Here is a 24,662-nt window from a genome sequence, read left to right as displayed (position 1 = left end):
CAATGGCCGCTTTTTTTATGCGCTGCGTTTAGGGTGCCACCGGCTGCCAGGTTTTATCAGGGCCATAGGCGGCTAGCGCCCGGGCTTTCTGCTCTGAATCGCTGCCGAGATCGGACTGGTACACCTTGTCGTCCTGATTTATCACAAAGCTCATTACGCCCGTCTGACCATAGCTGACCGGCCAGGCAACCATCGCGAAACCGTGATTATCCGGCAGAATGCGGAAACGATAGCCGTGATAGCCGGTACCCGGCTCTTTCGGACTAAATGCCGGGCCGAGCGGGCTGGGCGCTTCGCCGGGCGAGGCTGGCCAGTACAAACCGTCTTTTTTCCCTTTCGAGCTGACAATCTTCTGCGCGTATTTCTGGTTCATCGCAAAATAGCTTTGCTGCGCATCAACATAGGCATGTAAGGCTTCAATGGCGGCGAGCTCGTTACGCCCGATTTCGCGGGTCAGGATCTCTTCAGCCCCTTCTTTGATATCGAACTGCCAGCCGGCAGAGGTTTTGATCACCGGGATGGGGAGCTGCCAGCCGCTGTCTCCGACAACCAGATGCGCCGTATCCCCTTCGACAACCGTGTTATGACGGACGTTCCAGTCGCGCAGGAAGCGATCGACAGCATCCGGATCAACGCCTTCGGGGGGCAGAAAATCGCGCCAGTTCTCTCCGAGCAGGTTGGTCATCGCGCTCTCATTTTGCTCACTGATGGCTTTGGTCAGCGCATCGGTTGCCTGAGCGGGTGTGCTAAAAGACTGCTGCGCCATCACCGAGGCCGAGAGCATGAACAACACCATTCCACTGAGTAGTTTACTTTTCATGTCGGTTCCCTTAGCGATGTCGAATTTCACGGCGTTCAGCACGTCCACCAGACGCCTGACGCGGCTGCTGCTGGCGAGCAGCAAGCTGCCTGCTTTGCGCACCGCGCTGCTGCTGCGCCTGCCAGTTCGCGGAGCGGCTGTCGTTACCGCTCAGCGCATTGGCCCGCGGCTGGCTGTTTCGCTGCTGAAGAGAGCGTTGCTGCGCGGGCTGTGAAGCCCGCTTCTCTTGTCTCTGTGCGGTGGTTTGGCGGTTTTCTCGCTGCTGCGCGGTGCTCCGCTTCGCCGTCTGCGGTTTGGTGTCGTAGCCACGGTAGTTATTGCGCTGCGAAATCTGCTTCAGCTGTTCGCTTGAGGCCTGACGCTGCACGTCTTTCGTTCCGGTTCGCGCCGTTTGGGGGAAGGTTTTGCCCGTAGATTTCTCCATCTGGCTCAGCGCGGCCTGACGCTGGCTATCGCGGTTAACCGGTTTTTGCTGCGCTGAGCTGAGCCCTGTCGCCGCGTTGGTGGAGTGGAAGCGAGTGTTGAGCTGGTTAGTCGGATAGGGCACCCCTTCCCGATAGGCGGGGTTGTGCTGCCAGGTGCGGTTGGCGTCCGTCAGACGCTGTCCGCTGATTTTATTGAAGTTTTCAACGTTGATATTGATATTGTTATCGCCGTTGCGGTTATAGCCGCCGTGATTATCCCCGTCGCCATGGTGATGATCCCAGTCATCGTCATCATCCCAGTCGATGTTGCTGAAGATGGCATAGGTTGTGGCGACGCCCAGGCTGAAGCCTAAACCGTTTACAAAGCTGTTGCCAAACTGCTCCCCGGGTGTAGGCGGGAGATAGGTGGGCGGATAGGCGGTGTTTGGCCAGGCCCCGTAAACCGTATTGGGGTTATAGGTAGGGACGTAAACAACCTGCGGATCGGCAGATTCAATTTTGATTACCGTTGGGGCGGGCGCGGACGTCGTGGCTGTCGTTGTCTCAGTGGTGCTGGTTTTCGCTGGCGCCGATTTTGTCACGGTGGTGACCGTCTGCTGAGGCGTGGATTGTAAAGCGCCGGTCTTCTGCGCCAGCGCGCGCAGGCGCTGAACGGAATCCATCACGTCCTTCGGCTGCGCGAGAAACGCATCACCCAGATTTTGTACCCACGGCGGGTTTTCACCCATCAGGGACATAAGCTGAGGAAACGCGACCAGCGATTTTACGCTGGGATCCCATGGCTGGCTGGCAACGGCCTGAATCGCGGCGTCCCCTTCCATTTTAGGATTGTCTTTGGACCACTGCGCCGCCTGGATCACGTTGGCCGGATAGGTCGACGCCATTAAAATTTGCGACAGCAGGGCATCCGGGTAGAGCGCGATGGGAGCAACCCATTGATCGATTTGCGCGGCAGTGTAGGCTGGCGCGACAACAGGGGCGGGCTGGGCTGCGGCAGGCGCCGCCGGTGCAGCCGGCTGTTGTGCGACGGGGGCCGGCGCAGCGGGCTCCGTGGCGCGACCTTTGACAAACATGACGCCTGAGGCGGCAAACAGCCCGGCACTGCACAGAAGGACGAGCAGATGTGGCTTAAAGGGCAACTTCATAAAATGACTCCAACGAGACAAGCGCTGTGCCGTGAGGCGTTACGGTTGGCGTGAGTATTATTCACCCGTCTTTTACTGTTTTGACTTTTATTGGGAAGCGTCCGGGACGTCCGGATAAAGAGTGTGTGCATTTATTACACAATTATATCTGATGGAGAAAAAATTGAAGCGTCACGGTGCATAAGAAACCGCATAACGATGCCCTAAGTCGTCGCTACACCATGCTTAACGATTCAGCAAATTTTTTAATGTTGCTTTTTTGTAAACGGATTAACACTGTGCAGAAATCCTGCTATGCTGCCCGACGCGGTATCGGGCATTTACCCTACAAACTGCTGTCTCACAGGAGCGTGAAGAGAACGCCCGCCGCATATGACAATGAGAGCGAGGAGAACCGTCGTGCTAGAAGAATACCGTAAGCACGTAGCAGAACGTGCCGCCGAGGGAATTGTACCCAAACCTTTAGATGCAACCCAAATGGCCGCGCTCGTCGAGCTGCTGAAGAACCCGCCCAAGGGCGAAGAAGAATTCCTGTTAGATCTGCTGATCAACCGCGTACCGCCTGGAGTAGATGAAGCTGCCTACGTAAAAGCCGGATTCCTTGCTGCTATCGCCAAAGGCGAAGCCACCTCCCCACTGGTTACTCCTGAAAAAGCCATTGAACTGCTCGGCACCATGCAGGGTGGTTACAACATTCATCCGCTGATTGACGCGCTGGATAACGACAAGCTGGCACCGATTGCCGCTAAAGCGCTCTCTTCCACGCTGCTGATGTTCGATAACTTCTACGACGTAGAAGAAAAAGCCAAAGCAGGCAACGTCTATGCGAAGCAGGTGATGCAGTCCTGGGCTGATGCGGACTGGTTCCTGAACCGTCCTGCTCTGGCTGAAAAAATCACCGTTACCGTCTTTAAAGTGACCGGTGAAACCAACACCGATGACCTCTCTCCGGCACCGGACGCGTGGTCTCGCCCGGATATCCCTCTGCACGCCCTGGCGATGCTGAAAAACGCCCGTGAAGGCATTGAGCCGGATCAGCCGGGCAGCGTCGGCCCGATCAAACAGATCGAAGCCCTGCAGGAGAAAGGTTACCCGCTGGCCTACGTGGGCGACGTTGTGGGTACCGGTTCTTCCCGTAAATCCGCAACCAACTCCGTGCTGTGGTTCATGGGCGACGATATCCCTCACGTGCCAAACAAGCGCGGCGGTGGCCTGTGCCTCGGCGGTAAAATTGCACCGATCTTCTTCAACACCATGGAAGATGCGGGCGCACTGCCAATCGAAGTTGACGTGAATAACCTGAACATGGGCGACGTGATTGACGTCTATCCGTTCAAAGGCGAAGTGCGTAACCACGAAACCAACGAGCTGCTGGCAAGCTTCGAGCTGAAAACCGACGTGCTGATCGACGAAGTGCGCGCCGGTGGCCGTATCCCGCTGATCATCGGTCGTGGCCTGACCACCAAAGCGCGCGAAGCGCTCGGTCTGCCGCACTCAGACGTGTTCCGTCAGGCGAAAGACGTGGCGGAAAGCAGCCGCGGCTACTCGCTGGCGCAGAAAATGGTCGGTCGCGCGTGCGGCGTAGCGGGTGTTCGTCCGGGCGCGTACTGCGAGCCTAAGATGACCTCCGTGGGCTCTCAGGATACCACTGGCCCAATGACCCGTGATGAACTGAAAGACCTGGCGTGCCTGGGCTTCTCTTCTGACCTGGTAATGCAGTCCTTCTGCCACACGGCGGCCTATCCGAAGCCGGTCGACGTAACCACGCACCATACGCTGCCAGACTTCATCATGAACCGCGGCGGCGTTTCTCTGCGTCCGGGTGACGGCGTCATCCACTCCTGGCTGAACCGCATGCTGCTGCCGGATACCGTGGGTACCGGCGGTGACTCCCATACCCGTTTCCCTATCGGTATCTCCTTCCCGGCGGGCTCTGGTCTGGTGGCGTTTGCTGCTGCGACCGGCGTGATGCCGCTGGATATGCCGGAATCGGTGCTGGTGCGCTTCAAAGGTAAAATGCAGCCGGGTATCACCCTGCGCGACCTGGTTCACGCGATCCCGCTGTATGCGATTAAACAGGGCCTGCTGACCGTTGAGAAGAAAGGGAAGAAAAACATCTTCTCTGGCCGCATCCTGGAAATTGAAGGTCTGCCGGATCTGAAAGTTGAGCAGGCGTTCGAGCTGACCGATGCTTCCGCCGAGCGTTCTGCGGCGGGCTGTACCATCAAGCTGAACAAAGAGCCGATTATTGAGTATCTTAACTCTAACATCGTGCTGCTGAAGTGGATGATTGCAGAAGGCTACGGCGACCGTCGTACGCTGGAGCGCCGTATCCAGGGCATGGAAAAATGGCTGGCCGATCCGCAGCTGCTGGAAGCCGATGCTGACGCAGACTACGCGGCGGTGATCGACATCGATCTGGCGGATATCAAAGAGCCAATCCTGTGTGCACCGAACGATCCGGACGACGCGCGTCCGCTGTCTGAAGTGCAGGGCGAGAAGATCGACGAAGTGTTTATCGGTTCCTGCATGACCAACATCGGTCACTTCCGTGCAGCCGGTAAGCTTCTGGATACCCACAAAGGCCAGCTGCCAACCCGTCTGTGGGTGGCGCCGCCAACCCGTATGGACGCGGCTCAGCTGACCGAAGAGGGCTACTACAGCGTGTTTGGTAAGAGCGGTGCGCGTATCGAAATCCCTGGCTGTTCCCTGTGCATGGGCAACCAGGCGCGCGTTGCCGACGGTGCGACGGTGGTCTCCACCTCTACCCGTAACTTCCCGAACCGTTTAGGTACCGGTGCAAACGTCTTCCTGGCCTCTGCGGAGCTGGCGGCGGTTGCGGCGCTGATTGGCAAACTGCCAACGCCGGAAGAGTACCAGACCTTTGTGGCTCAGGTGGATAAGACCGCGGTGGATACCTATCGCTATCTGAACTTCGACCAGCTCTCTCAGTACACCGAGAAGGCCGACGGGGTTATCTTCCAGACGGCAGTATAAACAGCAAAACCGTCTCTACGAGACGGTTTTTAGTGTTTGCACCCTCTCCCGTGGGAGAGGGACGGGGTGAGGGCATCAGGCCGCAGGGTCTTGCTCTCACCTTTTTATTTTCATTCCTCCCACCTCTCACGCTTTTTTTCTTCCTCGCTGCTGCGATAATTACCTTAATGGCTTTGCAGAGGAAAACACTATGGATTACGAATTTCTGCGCGACATCACCGGAGTGGTGAAAGTGCGTATGTCGATGGGCCACGAAGCCGTTGGACACTGGTTTAACGAAGAGGTGAAAGAAAATCTCGCACTTCTTGATGAGGTTGAACAGGCGGCAAATACGGTGAAAGGCAGTGAACGCTCCTGGCAGCGCGCCGGGCATGAATACACGCTGTGGATGGACGGTGAAGAGGTCATGGTGCGTGCCAACCAGCTCGAGTTTTCAGGTGATGAGATGGAAGAGGGGATGAGCTACTACGACGAAGAGAGCCTGTCGATGTGCGGCGTAGAGGATTTCCTTCAGGTGGTAAATGCCTACCGCGACTTCATGAAACAGAAATAACAGACCGGAGCATCCCTGCTCCGGTTTACTTTTACACGGCCGGAATATTGCGGCCGTAGTAGATCTCGCGCATCTCTTTCCAGAGCAGGTCAGTAATCGCCTTACGCTCTTCTTCGCTCAAATCTTCCGGCTTCGTGTGGAACATATAGTGCTTAAGGTCGAATTCCTTCAGTAACATCTTGGTATGGAAGATGTTTTCCTGATACACGTTCACGTCCATCATGTCGTACAGCGATTTCATGTCGTCGGACATAAAGTTCTGAATAGAATTAATCTCGTGGTCGATGAAGTGCTTCATGCCGTTAATATCACGGGTAAAACCGCGCACGCGATAGTCAATGGTGACGATGTCCGATTCCAGCTGGTGAATTAAATAGTTCAGCGCGTTCAGCGGGGAAATCACGCCGCAGGTCGACACTTCGATATCGGCGCGGAACGTACACAGCCCGCCTTCCGGGTGACTCTCCGGGTAGGTATGTACGCAGATATGGCTTTTATCAAGGTGGGCTACAACCACTTCCGGCAGCGGGCCCGGATGTTCAGTTTTGTCGATAAGCTTAGGATCGACCGGCTCTTCGCTGACCAGTATGGTTACGCTGGCGCCCTGGGGTTCATAATCCTGTCGGGCGATGTTCAGGATGTTTGCGCCGATAATGGAACAGGTTTCTGACAGGATCTCGGTCAGACGGTTGGCGTTGTAGAGTTCGTCGATATAGGCGATGTAACCATCGCGTTCTTCCGCTGTTTTGGCATAGCAGATATCGTAAATACAAAAACTCAGGCTTTTCGTCAGGTTGTTAAAGCCATGCAGTTTAAGCTTTTTCAATTAGCTCACCCCCTTAGTGGATAATGCGTCCTGCAGGTACTGCGGCAGGGCAAACGCTGCGGTGTGAATTGCCGGATTGTAGTATCGGCACTGAAGACCGGCCTGATGGAAGCGGGCCTGAATAATTTCGGTGGAGAGATGGCGTAATACGTCGTTATCCGTCGCCCAGGCAAAGGTCATGATCCCGCCGTAGTACGTCGGAATGGCCGCCTGATAGAAGCTGACATCATCGAAATAGGTGCTGAGCTTACGATGGCTGTCGAGCGCTTCATCCTGCTGCAGGAAGCAGACGCCATTTTGTGCGACGAAGATCCCGCCCGGGTTCAGGCAGCGCTTGCAGCCTTCGTAGAAGGAGGAGGTAAACAGCGACGCGCCGGGGCCGATAGGGTCGGTGCAGTCGGAGATAATAACGTCAAAGGTCTGCGAGGTCTGGTTAACAAAGTTAACGCCGTCGTCAATCACCAGGCTAAAGCGCGGATCGTCATAGCTACCGGCATTGTGGTTGGGCAGGTACTGGCGGCAGAAAGAGACGACGCCCGCATCAATTTCCACCATGGTGATGGTTTCAATGGAACGATGGCGGGATACTTCACGCAGCATTGCGCCGTCGCCGCCGCCGATAATCAGGACATGCTTCGCGTGGCCGTGCGCCAGCAGCGGGACGTGGGTCATCATCTCATGATAGATAAACTCATCTCGCTCGGTCGTTTGCACGACGCCGTCCAGCGCCATGACGCGGCCAAAGGCGGCATTCTCGAAGATGATCAGATCCTGGTGATCGGTTTTCTCATGATAGAGCACGTTATCAACGGCAAAGTACTGACCAAACTGGTCATGCAGTGTTTCATGCCACAACGTGTGGTCGGCCATAGCGAACTCCTCCTGTGTAAACATCCATTACGCTCACCAAAAATGAGCGAAACATGATAGCTAACTCTAACCGTGGTTGCACGGCCAGAGGTTCAACAGGGGGCGTCGGGAAGGTTATTTCACGTAGGCGAGCAGGCTGAGTGAATCACGAGCCAGCGCTTTGCATTTTTTGGCAGTGGGAATACCAATACCGCTTAGGTCACGGTAGCTGTCTTCGCCGAGCGCCTTCATGTCGAAGCTGTCGTAGTTGCTGAGATCCCACTGGTTTTGCTGGGCAAAAAAGACCAGCGCGCGGCGAATTTGCCCGTTGGGTAAATTCTGGTAGCCACAATCATTTTTCAGGAATACAAAAACCGCCGTTAAATCGGCCATATCTTCCGCTTCATTTTCACTTAGCGCATAGCTGTTCGCACACATTGCCATCAGGCTACCGAACAAAATTGTCCTGAAAAACATCTTCATTGCTTCTACCACTTCTTCACGGAAAATTAACGTTAGCATACTTGATGCCGGTGCGACGATCTTTATTATTGCCGCTTGACTTGACCTTCCGGTAAGGGGAGGGTTTATGCTCAAAAGATCGCCTGCTGGAAATAAGGAAATGAACATGCAACGTCGTGATTTTTTAAAATATTCCGCTGTGCTGGGGGCTGCCAGCGCATTACCTCTCTGGAGCCGCGCGGTTTTCGCGGCTGACAGGCCTGCCTTACCCATCCCTGATTTAGTGACCGCTGACGCGCGAAGCCGTATCCAGCTTGTGGTTCAGGCCGGTAAAACAACGTTTGGCGAGCACAATGCCACGACGTGGGGCTATAACGGCAATTTGCTCGGTCCGGCGCTTCAGCTACGTAAAGGGAAAGCGGTGACGGTGGATATTCACAACACCCTCGCCGAAGAGACGACGCTGCACTGGCACGGGCTGGAAGTGCCGGGCGAGGTAGACGGCGGGCCGCAGGGCGTCATCAAAGCGGGCGGCACGCGCAGCGTCACCTTTACGCCTGACCAGCGCGCGGCGACCTGCTGGTTCCACCCGCATCAGCATGGCAAGACGGGCCGTCAGGTAGCGATGGGGCTGGCGGGGCTGGTGCTGATTGAAGACGACGAAAGCCGCCTGCTGCGCCTGCCGAAACAGTGGGGCATCGACGATGTGCCGGTGATTGTGCAGGACAAGAAATTCAACGCTGACGGGCAAATTGACTATCAGCTGGACGTGATGAGCGCGGCGGTAGGCTGGTTTGGCGACACGCTGCTGACCAACGGCGCTATTTATCCTCAGCATGCCGCGCCGAAAGGCTGGCTGCGCCTGCGCCTGCTCAACGGCTGTAACGCACGCTCGCTCAATTTCGCTGCCAGCGATAAACGCCCGCTGTACGTGGTAGCGAGCGACGGCGGGCTGCTGCCGGAGCCGGTGAAGGTGAGCGAGCTGCCGATGCTCATGGGTGAACGCTTTGAGGTGCTGGTGGACATCAGCGACGGCAAGCCGTTTGACCTCGTAACCCTGCCGGTTAGCCAGATGGGGATGGCGGTCGCACCGTTTGATAAGCCGCATCCGGTGCTGCGTATTCAACCATTGCTGGTGGCCGCTTCCGGCACGCTGCCTGATACGTTAACCACGCTGCCAGCGCTCCCGTCGCTTGATGGGCTTACGCAGCGCAAGCTGCAGCTCTCCATGAACCCGATGCTCGACATGATGGGCATGCAGGCGCTGATGGCGAAATATGGCGATAAGGCGATGGCGGGGATGCACCACGGGCAGATGATGGGCCATATGAATATGGACCACGGCAAGATGGGCGGCATGGGGAACATGAATCACGGCGATCGCGGCTTTGATTTCCACAACGCCAATACGATCAACGGCAAAGCGTTCGACATGAACGCGCCGATGTTTGCTGCGACAAAGGGCCAGCTTGAGCGCTGGGTGATTTCGGGCGAAGGGGACATGATGCTGCATCCGTTCCACATCCACGGCACCCAGTTCCGTATTCTTTCAGAGAACGGCAAAGCGCCGGATGCGCATCGCGCGGGCTGGAAAGATACGGTGAGAGTGGAAGGCGGCGTCAGCGAGGTGCTGGTGAAGTTTGACCACGATGCGCCGAAGGAGTTTGCCTATATGGCGCACTGCCACCTGCTGGAGCATGAGGATACGGGGATGATGCTCGGGTTCACTGTTTAAAACAGTGCGGCCTGATGCCCTCACCCTGGCCCTCTCCCACGGGGAGAGGGAACAAACACAAAAACGGCAACCGAGGTTGCCGTTTTGCTTTTATTTGCCTTCGTCCGGCAGCGCATACGCGACGATATAGTCGCCCATCTTCGTGCCAAACGAACCGTGACCACCCGCAGAGATGACAACGTACTGCTTGCCATTCACTTCATAGGTCATCGGCGTGGCCTGTCCACCTGCCGGCAGACGGCCCTGCCACAGTTTTTCACCGTTGGTCATGTTGTACGCGCGCAGGTAGTTATCTGCGGTTGCCGCGATGAACAGCACGTTACCGGCGGTAGAAATTGGGCCACCCAGCATCGGCATACCCATATTGAACGGCACCGGAACCGGCATAGGGAACGGCATGCTGTCCTGTGGTGTACCAATACGTTTTTTCCACACGATCTGATTAGTTTTCAGATCCAGACCGGAGATATAACCCCAGGCCGGCTGTTTACACGGCAGACCAAACGGAGACAGGAACGGGTTCAGCGTCACGCCAAACGGTACGCCGTACTGCGGCTGGATGCCGGCTTCGGTCCCGCTGCCTTTCGCGTCTTTCGGCTGCTCCATTGGGTTGCCCGGACCGCGTGGGATCAGACGGGAAACGAACGGCAGCGCCATTGGGTTGGCAATCGCCACCTGACGGTTCGGGTCGACGGAGATCCCGCCCCACTCGAACATCCCCAGGTTACCCGGGAAGACCAGCGTGCCCTGCTCAGACGGAGGCGTGAAGATGCCCTCGTAGCGCAGCTGGTGGAACATCACGCGGCACACCAGCTGGTCAAACATGGTGGCACCCCACATGTCTGCACCGCTGAGGTCTTTCTTCGGACGGAAGCTCAGGTCAGAGAACGGCTGCGTTTTGCTGACGTAGTCGCCTTTTGCCGCACCCTGCGGAACCGGTTTTTCCGGGGCAGGGACAACCAGCTTGCCGTTGCTGCGATCCAGGACGAAGATGTTACCCGTCTTGGCCGGAGCGTAAATCACCGGCACGGTTTTGCCGTCAACGGTAATGTCCGCCAGCGTCGGCTGGGACGGCATATCCATATCCCACAGATCGTGGTGAACGGTCTGGTAGCTCCACGCCAGCTTGCCGGTGGTCGCGTTCAGCGCCACGATAGCGCTCGCGTAACGCTCCTGCTCCGGCGTGCGGTTACCGCCCCAGATATCTGGCGTGGTTACGCCCATTGGCAGGTAGACCAGGTCCAGCTTCGCGTCATACGCTGCCGGTGCCCAGGAGTTTGGCGAGTTAAAGGTAAAGGTGTGCTCGTCCGACGGGATCGCGTTTGGATCTTTCGCGCCCGGGTCGAAGGCCCACAGCAGTTTACCGGTGTTCACGTCGAAACCACGGATAACGCCGGAGGTTTCACGCGTGGAGAAGTTGTCCGTTACCGAACCGGCAATCACGATAGTTTTATCGGTGATGATTGGCGGTGAGGTGGGCTCATACAGACCCGGCGTGGTGTCCGGCATGTTGGTCTGCAGGTTCAGGACACCTTTATTGGCAAAGGTTTCGCACAGCTTGCCCGTTTCGGCATTGATGGCGAACAGACGGCCATCGTTCACCGGCAGCATGATGCGGCGAGGACAGTCGGCGATGACTTCCGGGCTGGCATTATCGGCACGCGCTTCGTGGTAAGAGACGCCGCGACAGGTGACGTGCTGGAAGGACGGGTTGGAGTTCAGCTGTGGATCGAAGTGCCATTTCTCTTTACCGGTGGCCGCGTCGAGCGCGAACAGACGCTGGTGCGCCGTACACAGATAAAGCATGTTGCCAACTTTAATTGGCGTCACTTCGTTGGTCAGCTCGCCCGGATCGTTCGGCATCTTCACATCGCCGGTACGGAATACCCAGGCTTCTTTCAGGTTCTTCACGTTGTCCGCGTTGATCTGCTTCAGCGGAGAGTAGCGTTGACCTTCCTGATTACGACCATACGCAGGCCAGTCACCGTCCGCAACCTGCGAGATAGCCGCAGCAGGCGTAGATTCCGCGTTCAGCGTACCGTTGATCTCCTGTGGGTCATTAAAACCGGCCCAGGTCAGAATGCCGCCGGTAATCAGCAGGGCAACAACCAGGCCCGCCACAGCACCGCTGGAAGGCACAATCAGGCGACGCCACACGAACGGCAGGATCAGCCAGACGCCAAAGAAGACCAGAATGTCGCTGCGCGGCGTCAGCGCCCAGAAGTCGAACCCGACTTCCCAGACGCCCCAGATCATGGTGGCAAGAAGGAGGGCGGCATACAGCCACAGTGCAGATTGTTTTCTACGCAACAGCAGGACGGTTACGGCAACCATAACCAGACCCGCAATCGGGTAGTACCAGGAGCCGCCTAAAGCGACCAGCCAGACGCCACCGATTAACAGATACAGCGCGCAGAAGGCTGCGAATGCGGCTGTTAATGTCACCAGTAGACGCGGCTGTTTAGAGTTTGTTTCAGCCATAGAAAGTGTACTCGTCAGTTTTTGTTAATAATTTGCTAGCAACTAATTATAGGTATTAACAAGTGTGATCGGAATCACAATATTTGCTTTTTATAACTCATACGCCAGGGTTATCCATTTGCTGATATAATGGCGGGCTTGCGTATCGATGCCGGATTTACATTCACCAGCATTGAGAGATTTTCATTAAAATCATTTGGTTAGTAATATGAAACATACTGTTGAAGTGATGATCCCGGAAGCCGAGATCAAAGCGCGTATCGCCGAACTGGGTCGTCAAATCACCGAACAATACAAGGACAGCGGCAGCGAAATGGTGCTGGTCGGTCTGTTGCGCGGCTCTTTCATGTTCATGGCAGACCTGTGCCGTGAAGTGCATGTGCCCCATGAGGTCGATTTTATGACCGCCTCCAGCTACGGCAGCGGCATGTCCACCACCCGTGATGTGAAAATCCTGAAAGATCTGGATGAAGATATTCGTGGCAAAGATGTGTTGATCGTTGAGGACATCATCGACTCCGGCAACACGCTGTCAAAAGTACGCGAGATCCTGAGCCTGCGTGAGCCAAAATCTCTGGCGATTTGTACGCTGCTGGATAAACCTGACCGCCGTGAAGTGCAGGTGCCGGTAGAGTTCGTGGGCTTCTCGATTCCGGACGAATTCGTCGTCGGTTACGGCATTGACTACGCGCAGCGTTATCGTCATCTGCCGTATGTTGGGAAAGTGGTATTGCTGGACGAGTAGTTGCGGCCTGATGCCCTCACCCCGGCCCTCTCCCACAGGGAGAGGGAGTAAACCCCGGCTTTATTTATGGTTCACATGCTTAAGCTGAAGGTTTGCAATCCCCGAACGGTAGCGCTGCTCCAGCGTTTCGCGGTTGGTGGCGGTCACTTCAAGATTGCGCAGCAGACCATCGTGAATACCGTACGCCCAGCCGTGGATAGAGACCTTCTGCCCGCGTTTCCACGCTGATTGCATGATTGTTGAGTGGCCCAGGTTATACACCTGCTCCATCACGTTGAGTTCGCAAAGGGTATCCATGCGACGCTCCTGCGGCATTTCGCCCAGCAGTGAGCTATGTTTGAACCAGATATCGCGGATGTGCAGCAGCCAGTTATCAATGAGCCCCAGCTCCGTGTTTTCAACCGCCGCCTGCACGCCGCCGCAGCCATAATGGCCGCAAATGATGATGTGCTCGACTTGCAGAACGTCCACGGCATACTGAACAACAGAAAGACAGTTGAGATCGGTGTGAATCACGAGATTGGCGACATTACGGTGAACAAACAGTTCGCCGGGTTCAAGGCCGGTCAGGCGCTCCGCCGGTACGCGGCTGTCGGAACATCCAATCCAGAGAAAGCGTGGGTTCTGAGCCTGCGCGAGTTTTCCAAAAAATCCGGGGTCTTCCTCCACCAGCATTTTTGACCATAGTGCATTGTTGCTGATGAGTGTATCTATGTTGTTCATGGAGGTTAGCGACCTGTAACCGAGTTATTGCGTTGCGCTACTATAGGGTAACCCGACTTTTAATGAAACCACACAACGTGTGTAAGAACTGAAGGTAAGTTAATTTCATGGCGATTGCACTGGAGCTTGAGCAGCTTAAAAAAACCTATTCGGGTGGCGTTCAGGCGCTACGCGGAATAGATCTTAAAGTAGAGGCCGGTGATTTTTACGCGCTTCTGGGGCCGAACGGGGCGGGGAAATCGACCACCATTGGGATTATCAGCTCGCTGGTCAATAAAACGTCCGGTCGGGTGAGCGTTTTTGGGTACGACCTGCAAAAAGATGTGGTGAACGCCAAGCGCCAGCTGGGGCTGGTTCCGCAGGAGTTCAACTTCAACCCGTTCGAGACGGTGCAGCAAATTGTCGTTAACCAGGCGGGGTATTACGGCGTTGAGCGCAAAGAAGCCCTGGAGCGTAGCGAAAAATACCTCAAGCAGCTCGACCTGTGGGAAAAGCGAAACGAACGTGCGCGCATGTTGTCCGGCGGGATGAAGCGCCGCCTGATGATCGCCCGTGCGCTGATGCACGAGCCAAAGCTGCTGATCCTCGATGAACCGACTGCGGGTGTCGATATCGAACTTCGCCGTTCCATGTGGGGCTTCCTGAAGGATCTCAACGACAAAGGCACCACCATTATTCTGACCACCCACTACCTGGAAGAGGCTGAAATGCTGTGCCGCAACATCGGCATCATTCAGCACGGTGAGCTGGTGGAAAACACCTCGATGAAGAATCTGCTCTCCAAGCTGAAATCCGAAACCTTCATTCTCGATCTGGCGGCGAAAAGCGCGCTGCCAAAACTTGAAGGTTACAACTATCGTCTGGTGGATACCTCGACGCTGGAAGTGGAAGTACTGCGCGAGCAGGGGATTAACAGCGTGTTCTCGCAGCTGAGCGCGCAGGGGATTCAGGTCTTAAGTATGCGTAACAAAGCGAACCGACTGGAAGAGCTGTTTGTCTCTCTGGTACATGACAAACAAGGAGACAAGGCATGACGCATCTTTACTGGGTCGCGCTGAAAAGTATCTGGGCGAAAGAGATCAACCGCTTTATGCGTATCTGGGTGCAAACCCTGGTGCCGCCGGTCATCACGATGACGCTCTATTTCATTATCTTCGGTAACCTGATTGGTTCCCGGATTGGTGAGATGCACGGCTTTACCTATATGCAGTTTATCGTGCCTGGCCTGATTATGATGGCGGTGATCACCAACGCCTATGCCAACGTGGCGTCGTCATTCTTCAGCGCCAAGTTCCAGCGCAATATTGAAGAGCTGCTGGTGGCCCCGGTGCCGACGCACGTCATTATCGCGGGCTATGTCGGCGGCGGCGTGGCGCGCGGGCTGTGCGTGGGGATCCTGGTCACGGCGATTTCGCTGTTCTTCGTGCCGTTCCAGGTCCACTCGTGGCTGTTTGTCGCGCTGACGCTGCTCCTGACGGCGATCCTGTTCTCGCTGGCCGGTCTGCTGAACGCCGTGTTCGCCAAAACGTTTGACGATATTAGCCTGATCCCAACCTTCGTGCTGACGCCGCTGACCTATCTCGGCGGGGTGTTCTACTCCCTGACGCTGCTGCCACCGTTCTGGCAGGCGCTGTCGCACCTGAACCCGATTGTCTACATGATCAGCGGCTTCCGCTTTGGCTTCCTCGGCATCACTGATGTGCCGCTGTTTACCACGGTGGCGGTGCTGGTGGTGTTTATCATCGCCTTCTACCTGCTGTGCTGGTATCTGATCCAGCGCGGACGCGGTCTGCGCAGCTAATCTTCTGCCCGGCGACGTTCTGTTTGCCGGGCACTTTCTTTGACAGTTATCACCGAAAGCTAACCTTCACTCCGCTAAACTACTTGCCTGCTAAGGAGAGAGTTATGCTGGGATGGGTTATCACCTGCCACGATGAACAGGCGCAGGAAATGCTGGATAAGCTTGAAGCCAAATTTGGCCCGCTGGCGCAGTGCCGGGCGGTAAACTACTGGCGCGGGCTGAGCACCAACATGCTCAGCCGCATGATGTGCGATGCCCTGCATGAAACTGACACCGGCGATGGCGTGATTTTTTTGACCGATAAATCGGGCGCGGCACCTTACCGCGCAGCCGCGTTGCTGAGCCATAAGCATGCGTGCTGTGAAGTCATTTCGGGGATCAACTTCGCCCTGCTGGCGTTAATGTATCCACAGCGTGAATTATTAAGCAGCGCTGAGTTTCGCCATGCCATCGTGGCGCAGGGCGTTCCGGGCGTCAGCAGCTTGTGGCATCAGCAGCAAAAAAATCCCCCCTTCGTCCTGCTCCATGACCTGTATAAGAATTAAACGTTGGTATTGATGTCTCATTTGTTACAATAGCGGCAGTTTCCCGCACCGATTAAGACACCATGCTACCGCGTATTCTTTTCCTGCTATTGATGCTCATTTCCGGCGTCAGCTCAGCCAGTTTACTCAGCCAGCAAACGCTGCCTGCCCAGTATATGCAAACCACCGAAGACGCGGCGATCTGGGCGCAGGTGGGGAACAGCGTCATCAACGTGGGTAACGTGCGCGCCGGGCAGATCCTGGCCGTTGTGCCCGCGGCGGCGGACTACTACGAATTTCGCTTCGGTTTTGGTACGGGGTTTATCGACAAGGGGCACCTGGAGCCGGTTCAGGGGAAACAGCGCGTCGAGGACAGCCTCGGGGATCTCAATAAACCCCTGAGCAACCAGAACCTGATTACCTGGAAAGATACGCCGGTATATAACGCGCCTTCCAGCGGCAGCGCACCGTTCGGCACGTTAAGCGCCAATCTGCGCTATCCGATACTGAGCAAACTGAAAGACCGTCTGAATCAGACCTGGTTCCAGATCCGCATCGGCAACCGTCTGGCGTGGATCAGCAGCCTGGATGCGCAGGAAGATAACGGACTTCCGATTCTGACCTACCATCATATTTTGCGTGATGAAGAGAACACCCGTTTTCGACATACGTCCACGACGACCAGCGTGCGCGCGTTCAACAACCAGATGGCCTGGTTACGCGATCAGGGCTATACCACCCTGACGATGTACCAGCTGGAAGGGTACGTGCGTAACAAAATGAACCTGCCTGCAAAATCGGTAGTGATTACCTTTGACGACGGCCTGAAATCGGTCAGCCGCTATGCCTATCCTGTGCTGAAAGAGTACGGCTTTAAGGCCACGGCGTTTATTATCTCTTCCCGCATAAAGGGCCATCCGCAGAAGTGGGACCCAAAATCGCTGCAGTTTATGAGCGTGCAGGAGATTAAGGGCATTCAAGACGTGTTCGACATTCAGTCTCACACCCATTTCCTGCATCGCGTGGATGGATACAAACACCCGATCTTACTGAGCCGCAGCTATCACGTGATCCTGTTTGATTTTGAACGCTCGCGACGCGCGCTGGCGCAGTTTAATCCTCGCGTGCTCTATCTTTCCTATCCGTTTGGCGGCTACGACAATAAAGCGATAAAGGCGGCGAATGACGCCGGTTTCCATCTGGCGGTGACGACGGTGAAGGGGAAGGTGAAGCCGGGGGATAATCCGTTCTTGCTGAAGCGCCTGTATATTCTAAGAACGGATTCGCTGGAGACCATGTCGCGGCTGATCAGCAATCAGCCGCAGGGGTAAGTTAGTAGTAGTTCATCGTAAAGGTGGCCTGACCCTTAAAATTGCCCGCTTTAACCGTTTCTCCATTTTTTACGAGCTGGGCATCAAACGACAGCGCGCCGATACCCGCGCCTGCACTCGTGTCGATATCGTACATCGTGTACGCTAAATCGTTAGGTTTGATTTGTTGACCCCGCAGTGTTGCCATGAGCTTGACGCCGACGCCCTGAGCGGCTCCCGAGCCCGTGAGCGTATTGGCTAACAGGCTGCTGTCTGAGCCGGTAACTTTTTGCGCGTTCATTTTAAAATTAACGGCAAACACGTTATCACACCCGAGCAGCTGCACTGCAAACGACGTGCTTCGCGGCGAGGCGTTAAAATCAGATATCATATATTCGCCAAGATCAACGTTGCTTCCTCCCGAACTCAACTGAGCCGTCTGGCAGGTTGTCGTAATAATAGGAATTCTGAAGCTGGATGGCGTAATGGTAAATGTCCAGGGTTTATTGTCACTGTCGCTTGGATCGCCGATACCCATTTGACCGAGTGTAAAACTTCCTGAAGGCGTAAGGTACGTCAAACCGCTGGTATTGCCTGCGAAATCAAAGTCGAATTGATAGATTTCGATATGGGCTTTCCAGCGCTTGCCTGCCCACCGTTCGCCACCTCCCGCATCGATAGTGGTCCATTCTGACTGGCTTGTCTCAAAATACCCACCCCCGGCATCAGAGTAAATTTTTACCGAAAATCCAATGCCGGGAATATTGGTGTTATATGTCGCGGTATAATCAGAGATGCCAATATTACGGTAAACACCAGCGTAATTTATTTTTGCTATCAGCTGTTCACCGTCATTCCCTGAGTCGCAATCAGATTCCAGCCAGGGATCCAAATCCATCTCTGCGGTTGCAAGCAAATGCGATGTGGTATTATTTTTAGGTCCATCAGAACGCGCCCAGCGGATGCTGTTGGAATATGATGACATGACCAAATTCGACGTTCCGCCTTCCGTACCACGGATGCCCATATGGCATTCGGTTGCATAGCTGAACGGTGTTAACACCAGGAGTATAAAGGCGCTAAATAGCGTATATTTCATATTCTGCAGATAATTCCATTTTATCATTAGAGTATCCTTGATTAGGTGACTGTTATTCATACGTCGCGTTAACCAGCACCTGGCTGGTTATTTTCCCAACGGAGACGGCACCCGTATTTTGTAAGCGAGCATAGAATTCATATTCCCCGGCCAATTGCGTTTGAGGTTCAACGGCGACGCTGGAACTGCCATCAGAATTCAGTACGTTAGTATTCAGTGCCGATGAAAATATGACGATGCCAGTGTTGGCTGCACCACCTGCCGTCGCCGCTGTTTCGTTGATAAAGACCTGATGCGTACCGCTCGGCCACTGTTTTGACTGTGGCTGGAAGCTGAAATTAAGGCGATTGATATTGGCGCCATGACAACTGTCCACTTTGACGTTGAAAACCGTGCCTGTGGCGGCGTCCGTTGGCTGAAGACGTGAGCTCCCGTCACTGTTGTAGAACCAACTCTTACTGACCGTCGGCAGATGCACTTTGCCGTTATCAGAAAGGGAAATCTGGCAGGTATTTTCAATAATCCTGGCATTCAGGGTGACATCCATACCTGTCTCTATTGACAGGCATGGGGCAGTCCAGAGCCAGCTTATCAACCCGGTCAGAAGCGCTAATTGACCGTTCGTGCCTGGTAATAATGGTTGCGACATATCTGTTCTGCCCCCGCTTAACATTACTGGTAAGTAACGATAAAGGTTACAGGCGCGCTGACATCGCCAGTGGTGACATCAGCAATCGTTCTGTCTTTTGCGATGACAATACGGGCAGCCATATCAACGGTGGTCGTTGCGCCGCTGATGGCGACCGTTTGAGTGGGTTTGGTAATACAGCTCAGCAATGTTCCTGAGCTGGCTTCACCTTTCCACACTTCAAACCCTGTTGCTCTCCCTGCGGAGAAAGAGTCTCCGTTTGATGAAGGGCCAGAACAGCCGTTGCCCACTCCCGGCGTTGCCTGCAGAGTGGCAGATTTGACCCCTGCGCATCCGCTGAAGGCCACTTTGAACGGCTCACTGCGGCTCTGATTGACGAGGTCAGATTTAAACACATCGCCAAATGCGAGGGTGTCGATAGCCTGCCCGCTGGCGTTTTGAATTTGCGCCGTGCAGGTGCCCGCCTCAATGGTTGAGGTAAAGGTTGCCTGTACGCTGGTTGTCCCTGTAATCGCGCTAGCATTAACGGACATAAGCCCGGCGGAGATGGCCAACGCAATGAGGGGTAAATTCAAGTTTGTTTTCATTATGCGTATCCTTCCGCTTACTCGTAGACAAAATTAAAGGTGGCAATGGCGCTAAAGCTGCCTGTTGTTGCCTGTCCCGTTTTGGTTTCAACCAGACGGGCGATTAACGGCACTTCTTTGCCGCTAATTTCACCAGCAGTCCAGACCAAACGTTTGGCATCTTCTGTTGCGTTGATGGTGAAAGGTGTCGCCGGCGCCGATACGCGAGCAATCGTGACCCCCATATTGGACGCAGGTGAATCCGTTGCTGCGTTTGCGATAGCGGTCAACACGTCAGTTGACTGCGTGCCGGTAATCGTTGTTTTCAACCCGCTCAGGCTGGAAGGGCATTCGGTGATCAGCAGCTTAAACGTCGTGCTGGCGGCATCGTTACCTGCAGCAATATCCGACAGAGAGGTTTTGCCACTGGTGCCAATCGGTATCGTGTTTTTTGAACCATCCCCGGTCCCGCCCTGAATTTTCATGTCGCAGGTGGTTTCACGCAGCGTTGCCGTGAAGGTGACATCAAGGTTTTTCGTTTCCGCCATAGCCTGCGCACTTAATACGAGGGCAAAGAGCGCGCTGATGCGCGTGTGTAATAATGTTTTTCTCATGCAAATTAACTCCCTGTTAAAAGTCATTACATCTGGCACAACTGGTTAGTGAGCAGGGTTGTCAGGCCCACTTTTTTTGCCAATGCAGTAATACGATAGGTAACGGAACACGAACCGTTGGCGTCATTACCCCAGACCACGCGTAGCGTTCCGCTCTCCTCTACGCCACGAACGTAAGCCTGGCCCGCCTGTCCTACGGAACCGACCGAAATGCCTTTCTCATTAACAACGTCGGCACCAAGCGGAATGAAGCTGTTGTCAGAGCGGTGGAGATCCAGAAGCAGCGAGCGGCCCTGATCGGTTTCGAAGTCAACGCGCAGAATTGCACCGCTGCGAGGAACGGCAATGGTGCTGGTGTTTTTGACTTCTACGTCGGATTCGAGGTTGGCAATATCAATACCGACGGTGTTCTGTCGGTAAGCCGACAGATACGGCATGATGGCGTAGCCTGAGCTGCCGATGACGGCGTCACCCACGCTCAAATGCGCGCCTTTGGCACCGGGGGCACTGACGAGAGCCAGCGTGTCGGTATCGCCGATACTGCCAGGCGCCAGCGTAATACCACCGGAATGAAGCAGCATGCCGCCGCTGTAGCTCATCGAGTATTGGCGACTGTCGTCATCAGACGCCGATGCCGACAGGTTCAGAGGACCGTAAGCGCTGTTATAGCTGCCATATCCGCCAATCTGGCTAATGTTGCTATTGTCTGCATGGCTGGTACTGGCGTTTACGCTGTAGCTAAAGCGGTAATCATCCGTATTTCCGTTGGCGCTGGTGTTGAATGCCGTGTTGTGTTTGAAATCGGAGTTGACGCTCATGTTTACGGTGGAGAAACCGGCCGGGCGTTTCTTATAACCCAGGAGATTTTCCAGGGGGATACTCAGGCTCAGATAGATGCTGTCGTCTTTCTCACCAAATTCATCATAACTGCGTTGTAACGATACGCTGTAGCTACCGAGCCAGAATGAATTGTTATAACCCATTGAATATTGAGACGTTGAGCTGGACTTATTCCAGTAATCCTGCCAGCTGCCGGTCAGGTAAAGTGAGCCGTAATCTTTACCGTCAGTTGAAAGGGGCTGGCTGACGTTCAGCTGAATCTGATTTTTCATACGCTGGAAGCTGTTATAGACGTCTTCATCCGTATGGTTTGGATTACGTGAGGTATCCCGGTACTTTACATCCTCTGAAAGCGACGCTGCGTCGCTCAACGTCAGGTAGTTTTCAGTAGAGAAGCGATACGCGGCGACGTTGAAAGAGGTATTCGTCTCTTCAAGGAGCTTGCTCCAGGAAAGCCGGTAACTCTGCCCCGTAAGATTACCCAGACCGTCGATATCGGCATCAGAGTGGGTGACATCAAGCGCAAAGGCGCCAATACCGGTGTTCATGGCAAGACCCAGCAAGCCGGATACGTAGCCTGTATCCATATACTGCAGCCCGGCATACCCGGTGAAGGTATTGCTTAAACCGTAGTAACCGGTCGCATAACCTAGACGCGGTTTGTCGCGCAGACCACTATCATTTAGCTCACCCGCCCCAGCGTCCCAACGGCTATACCCTGGTCGCAGCATCTGGCTGACGGAAGAGTAGGGCACGGAGAAGGTACGCGTGCTGCCATCAGACTCTTCGACGGTCACGATCAAATCGCTGCCATAGCCAGTGGTGCTGAGGTCGTCGATCTCAAATGCGCCCGGTGGGACGGTGCTTTCGTAGATCTTGTTCCCGCTCTGGGTGATAGAGACTTTTGCGTTACTCTTCGCCACGCCCCGAATTACGGGGGCATAAGTTGAAATACCGCCTGGCAGCATGCGGTCATCGTTATAGAGGCGAACACCGCGAAGGTTAATTGAATTAAAGGTATCACCACGCGTGTACGAATCACCTAACAGCAATTGAGAACGTATGGCGGTGATATCCCTTTGCAGGTAAATATCCTGGCTGGAATAGCTCGAACCGTCGTCTTTGTCCCAGTTCAGCGTGCCGCGAGAACGCAAGCGCCATGGCCCCATATTCAGGCCATATTTTAAACCGGCATAGGCGGTGTCCTGCCCCCCTGAAGCGCTGTCTGAATGCCAGGCATTGAGGTCGTAAGAGAGGATTGCCGCAGTAATACCCTCTTCCCAGAGAGAAGGGTCGACGTAACCCCCCGGGCGTCGTTCAATGTATATTTGCGGCACCGCGAGGCTTAATTCCTGCGTTCCAGAATCATATTCCCAGGATGCGCCGTTCAGTGACTGGGTAATATTGATGCAGATGCTTTCGTCGCCCACTTTTTCAGGCTTCATATGTAAGGCATCTTTTTTGATGCCGATCTGCATTAATAATTTTGAGGTAAAGCAAGGCGTGGCACGAGACGTGCCGTTATCTTTGAACGTAAACTCTGTCAGGATCTTTCTCTGACCATTCAGCAGAATTTGAGTTTTATAAGTACCAGCAACGACGGGGTTCCCTTTAGAAAATCGGCTAACGTCGACCGGTGTCCCCGTATTAAACAGAAACTGATCGTTGAATTCGACCTCTTCACTACCGAAGGTTGGCGCAGCCGTTTTCTCCGCAGCAAATGCTGCAGACTGAAATACGGCACAAATGGCAAGACATAGAAATGAGTGGCGAAGTAACATTGCTATCACTAATCCGTTAGCGTCTAATAATTAAATTGTGTTTAGAACGATCAATTAACTGAGGATTCGTGAGCCTCTGCGCCACCAAAATCATTGATTGCGGTGTACGTTAATTTTTCGACACGTGCTGAACCGGCATTTTTTATATCGAATGACTGGCTGGCAAAAGGCTCAACATAGTGCGGATCAATAGTGACTTTTTTACCGTTTACATTTGCTTCAATCTTTGCGACAGAAACAAAATAAGGGGAGTCGTTGCGGGCAGTTAACTTATTATTTTGCTGTGACCACTTTAATTGACCGGCGGCAACGGCAGGATCGCCTTTTAACCCATCCGGGCGGAAAAACATTTTGATTCGGGTACGGAATGCCAGCTGCAGAACGTTTTGCTCGTCTGCGTTTTTACCTTTAGGCGGGACCTCCAGCACATTGAACCAGTACATTGTCTCTTTATCTTGTGGCATGTTCTGGCCTAGCCAGGTAATACGCACCGTTTGGCCTTTAGAGGGATCAACGCGGGAAACAGGTGGCGTGACAATAAACGGAAGTTTCAGCTCTTGTGGGTTCGTGGTATCACGGCCATCATCAAGCCAGGTTTGCACCAGCAAAGGTTTATTACCGCGGTTTTCCATATTCACGGTGACATCTTTTGCTGATTGCGGGTAGATCACGCGAGTGCCAGAAATAACGATATCGGCTAATGCGGATTGGGTAAAAGTAAACCCAACGCTCATTAAAATGGCGGTGGTACTGATTTTAAAAAGGCGCATATTATTCATCCATTAAACAAAAATGCGCCCACCTCATCCGTGAGCGCATGAATTTAATCAGCCGATTATTCGTAGCTCATGGTGAAGGTGACGTTGCTGCTGACTTTACCAGAGGCAATGTCATTGGTGCCTTTCACCCAGTCGGCGCTTGGAACGTAAGCAACACGGTACGCCAGGGTACCTTCGCCTGACGTAAGCGCAGCGACCTGAGTATTGTTATCTGGCTGACCAATCAGAACGCGATCGGAGCTTGCTGCGGTGTTGTTGTACAGCGCCAGACCCACGTTGTCAGCATGGCCCGTTACGGTTGGGTCCGCTTTCAGGGTGCCGTTTGACAGATCAGCGAACTGCTGCGAAGAGAAGCTTGCAGAGGCTTTAGCCAGGGCGGCTGGACACTTGCTCAGGTGCAATTCGAACTCTTTAGAACCTACGCCTTTATCAACGGTCGTTCCTTCTACATCTGACTTTTTAACTACTGGCAGAGTAACGGTAACGTTGTTTGCTTCCACGCCGTTGTTAGTGGTGATAACGCAAGTGGTATCTGTTACCGCGCCATCAAAGGTGATCAGGCCAACATCCGCCGCCATTGCTGATACAGAACCCATTGCCATTACGGCTACAGTCGTAGCCAGAATTGTTTTCTTAAACATCGTTAATCCATTTTGTATATAAAAGAAGTCATTAATGAAAATAGTGTTTCAATGAAACGAGGTAACTATATTTCCTTTTTATTTTCTGTATAACGACTTGTCTTTAATTGATATTGTAAAAGAAATAATTACTTGAATAAATTATTGTAAAACAATGGCTTATGGCCATTAGCGGCTGGGAGTGAAAAGTCTGTTACTGGACTAAATAATCTCTTCGAGATATACTTATTACACTTCGGAAGAAGCTAATAAATAATATTATTTATTTTAAAAACTATGGTGAGAGGGTAATAAATA

Annotated in this window: 22 protein-coding genes; 8 read left to right on the top strand and 14 right to left on the bottom strand. The window is 54.1% G+C overall.

Features of this window, described 5'->3' with window-relative positions:
* Positions 1-28: 28 nt before the first annotated feature.
* Entirely contained in the window at positions 29-820 is a 792-nt protein-coding gene (locus KIF87_RS15350) for a DUF2950 family protein (RefSeq protein ID WP_213329223.1), read from the bottom strand.
* A gap of 10 nt (positions 821-830) precedes the next feature.
* Positions 831-2,390 (bottom strand): DUF3300 domain-containing protein, encoded by a 1,560-nt coding sequence (locus KIF87_RS15345; protein ID WP_213329221.1) that lies wholly within the window; start codon positions 2,388-2,390, stop codon positions 831-833.
* Positions 2,391-2,789: 399 nt separating this feature from the next.
* Between KIF87_RS15345 and acnB the strand changes: the two genes are divergently transcribed.
* Positions 2,790-5,387, top strand: a complete 2,598-nt coding sequence (gene acnB / locus KIF87_RS15340; protein WP_213329218.1) for a bifunctional aconitate hydratase 2/2-methylisocitrate dehydratase — start codon at positions 2,790-2,792, stop codon at positions 5,385-5,387.
* A 190-nt stretch (positions 5,388-5,577) separates the two neighbouring features.
* Positions 5,578-5,940, top strand: a complete 363-nt coding sequence (gene yacL / locus KIF87_RS15335; protein ID WP_023310423.1) for a protein YacL — start codon at positions 5,578-5,580, stop codon at positions 5,938-5,940.
* A gap of 31 nt (positions 5,941-5,971) precedes the next feature.
* Here yacL and speD read toward each other — a convergent pair whose 3' ends face one another.
* The 3 genes from speD to KIF87_RS15320 form a co-directional block, all read right to left on the bottom strand.
* On the bottom strand, positions 5,972-6,766 hold the full coding sequence (speD, locus tag KIF87_RS15330; protein WP_023334531.1) for an adenosylmethionine decarboxylase: 795 nt from the start codon (positions 6,764-6,766) through the stop codon (positions 5,972-5,974).
* Entirely contained in the window at positions 6,767-7,636 is an 870-nt protein-coding gene (speE, locus tag KIF87_RS15325) for a polyamine aminopropyltransferase (protein WP_023310424.1), read from the bottom strand.
* Positions 7,637-7,750: 114 nt separating this feature from the next.
* Positions 7,751-8,098, bottom strand: a complete 348-nt coding sequence (locus KIF87_RS15320) for a YacC family pilotin-like protein (protein WP_121425082.1) — start codon at positions 8,096-8,098, stop codon at positions 7,751-7,753.
* 145 nt (positions 8,099-8,243) lie between these two features.
* Here KIF87_RS15320 and cueO point away from each other — a divergent pair, with 145 nt between their 5' ends.
* Positions 8,244-9,812, top strand: a complete 1,569-nt coding sequence (gene cueO, locus KIF87_RS15315; protein ID WP_213329216.1) for a multicopper oxidase CueO — start codon at positions 8,244-8,246, stop codon at positions 9,810-9,812.
* Positions 9,813-9,902: 90 nt separating this feature from the next.
* Here cueO and KIF87_RS15310 read toward each other — a convergent pair whose 3' ends face one another.
* Positions 9,903-12,293: a glucose/quinate/shikimate family membrane-bound PQQ-dependent dehydrogenase gene (locus KIF87_RS15310; RefSeq protein WP_213329213.1), complete on the bottom strand. Its 2,391-nt coding sequence runs from the start codon at positions 12,291-12,293 to the stop codon at positions 9,903-9,905.
* A gap of 208 nt (positions 12,294-12,501) precedes the next feature.
* Between KIF87_RS15310 and hpt the strand changes: the two genes are divergently transcribed.
* On the top strand, positions 12,502-13,038 hold the full coding sequence (hpt, locus tag KIF87_RS15305) for a hypoxanthine phosphoribosyltransferase (protein ID WP_032660636.1): 537 nt from the start codon (positions 12,502-12,504) through the stop codon (positions 13,036-13,038).
* A 60-nt stretch (positions 13,039-13,098) separates the two neighbouring features.
* Here the strand turns inward: hpt and can are convergent, their stop codons facing one another.
* The gene (gene can / locus KIF87_RS15300) at positions 13,099-13,761 is read right to left on the bottom strand and encodes a carbonate dehydratase (RefSeq protein WP_008501947.1); all 663 of its coding nucleotides are present in this window, start codon (positions 13,759-13,761) and stop codon (positions 13,099-13,101) included.
* A gap of 107 nt (positions 13,762-13,868) precedes the next feature.
* On the opposite strand from can, the gene KIF87_RS15295 reads away from it, so the two are divergent.
* The 4 genes from KIF87_RS15295 (at position 13,869) to KIF87_RS15280 (ending at position 17,417) form a co-directional block, all read left to right on the top strand.
* Positions 13,869-14,795: an ABC transporter ATP-binding protein gene (locus KIF87_RS15295; RefSeq protein ID WP_048974999.1), complete on the top strand. Its 927-nt coding sequence runs from the start codon at positions 13,869-13,871 to the stop codon at positions 14,793-14,795.
* Positions 14,792-15,562: an ABC transporter permease gene (locus tag KIF87_RS15290; RefSeq protein WP_023334536.1), complete on the top strand. Its 771-nt coding sequence runs from the start codon at positions 14,792-14,794 to the stop codon at positions 15,560-15,562. The genes KIF87_RS15295 and KIF87_RS15290 overlap by 4 nt, the downstream gene beginning before the upstream one ends.
* 104 nt (positions 15,563-15,666) lie before the next feature.
* Complete coding sequence (locus tag KIF87_RS15285) at positions 15,667-16,107, top strand: PTS sugar transporter subunit IIA (protein ID WP_213329210.1); 441 nt, start codon at positions 15,667-15,669, stop codon at positions 16,105-16,107.
* Between the two features lie 62 nt (positions 16,108-16,169).
* The gene (locus tag KIF87_RS15280; RefSeq protein WP_213329207.1) at positions 16,170-17,417 is read left to right on the top strand and encodes a polysaccharide deacetylase family protein; all 1,248 of its coding nucleotides are present in this window, start codon (positions 16,170-16,172) and stop codon (positions 17,415-17,417) included.
* A 1-nt stretch (position 17,418) separates the two neighbouring features.
* On the opposite strand, the gene KIF87_RS15275 is transcribed toward KIF87_RS15280, so the two are convergent.
* From KIF87_RS15275 to KIF87_RS15245, 7 genes are read right to left on the bottom strand one after another with little or no spacing between them, the layout of a single operon-like run.
* Positions 17,419-18,522, bottom strand: a complete 1,104-nt coding sequence (locus KIF87_RS15275; protein WP_213329205.1) for a fimbrial protein — start codon at positions 18,520-18,522, stop codon at positions 17,419-17,421.
* Positions 18,523-18,547: 25 nt separating this feature from the next.
* Positions 18,548-19,144: a fimbrial-like protein gene (locus KIF87_RS15270; protein ID WP_213329202.1), complete on the bottom strand. Its 597-nt coding sequence runs from the start codon at positions 19,142-19,144 to the stop codon at positions 18,548-18,550.
* Between the two features lie 23 nt (positions 19,145-19,167).
* Positions 19,168-19,731 carry a fimbrial protein gene (locus tag KIF87_RS15265; protein ID WP_213329200.1) on the bottom strand — a complete coding sequence of 188 codons (564 nt, stop codon included), beginning with the start codon at positions 19,729-19,731 and terminating at the stop codon, positions 19,168-19,170.
* Between the two features lie 17 nt (positions 19,732-19,748).
* Positions 19,749-20,324: a fimbrial protein gene (locus tag KIF87_RS15260; RefSeq protein WP_213329197.1), complete on the bottom strand. Its 576-nt coding sequence runs from the start codon at positions 20,322-20,324 to the stop codon at positions 19,749-19,751.
* Positions 20,325-20,350: 26 nt separating this feature from the next.
* The gene (locus tag KIF87_RS15255; RefSeq protein WP_213329196.1) at positions 20,351-22,945 is read right to left on the bottom strand and encodes an outer membrane usher protein; all 2,595 of its coding nucleotides are present in this window, start codon (positions 22,943-22,945) and stop codon (positions 20,351-20,353) included.
* Positions 22,946-22,995: 50 nt separating this feature from the next.
* On the bottom strand, positions 22,996-23,724 hold the full coding sequence (locus tag KIF87_RS15250) for a fimbrial chaperone (protein WP_502757629.1): 729 nt from the start codon (positions 23,722-23,724) through the stop codon (positions 22,996-22,998).
* Between the two features lie 56 nt (positions 23,725-23,780).
* A complete protein-coding gene (locus tag KIF87_RS15245) occupies positions 23,781-24,365 on the bottom strand; it encodes a fimbrial protein (protein ID WP_213329192.1) in 585 nt (194 codons plus the stop codon).
* Between the last annotated feature and the right edge of the window lie 297 nt (positions 24,366-24,662).

This window comes from Enterobacter sp. 120016 (assembly GCF_018383635.1).
Lineage (GTDB): Bacteria > Pseudomonadota > Gammaproteobacteria > Enterobacterales > Enterobacteriaceae > Enterobacter > Enterobacter asburiae_D.
The sequence above is the reverse complement of the archived record's forward strand: the minus strand, read 5'-3'. Positions and strand labels throughout refer to the sequence as shown.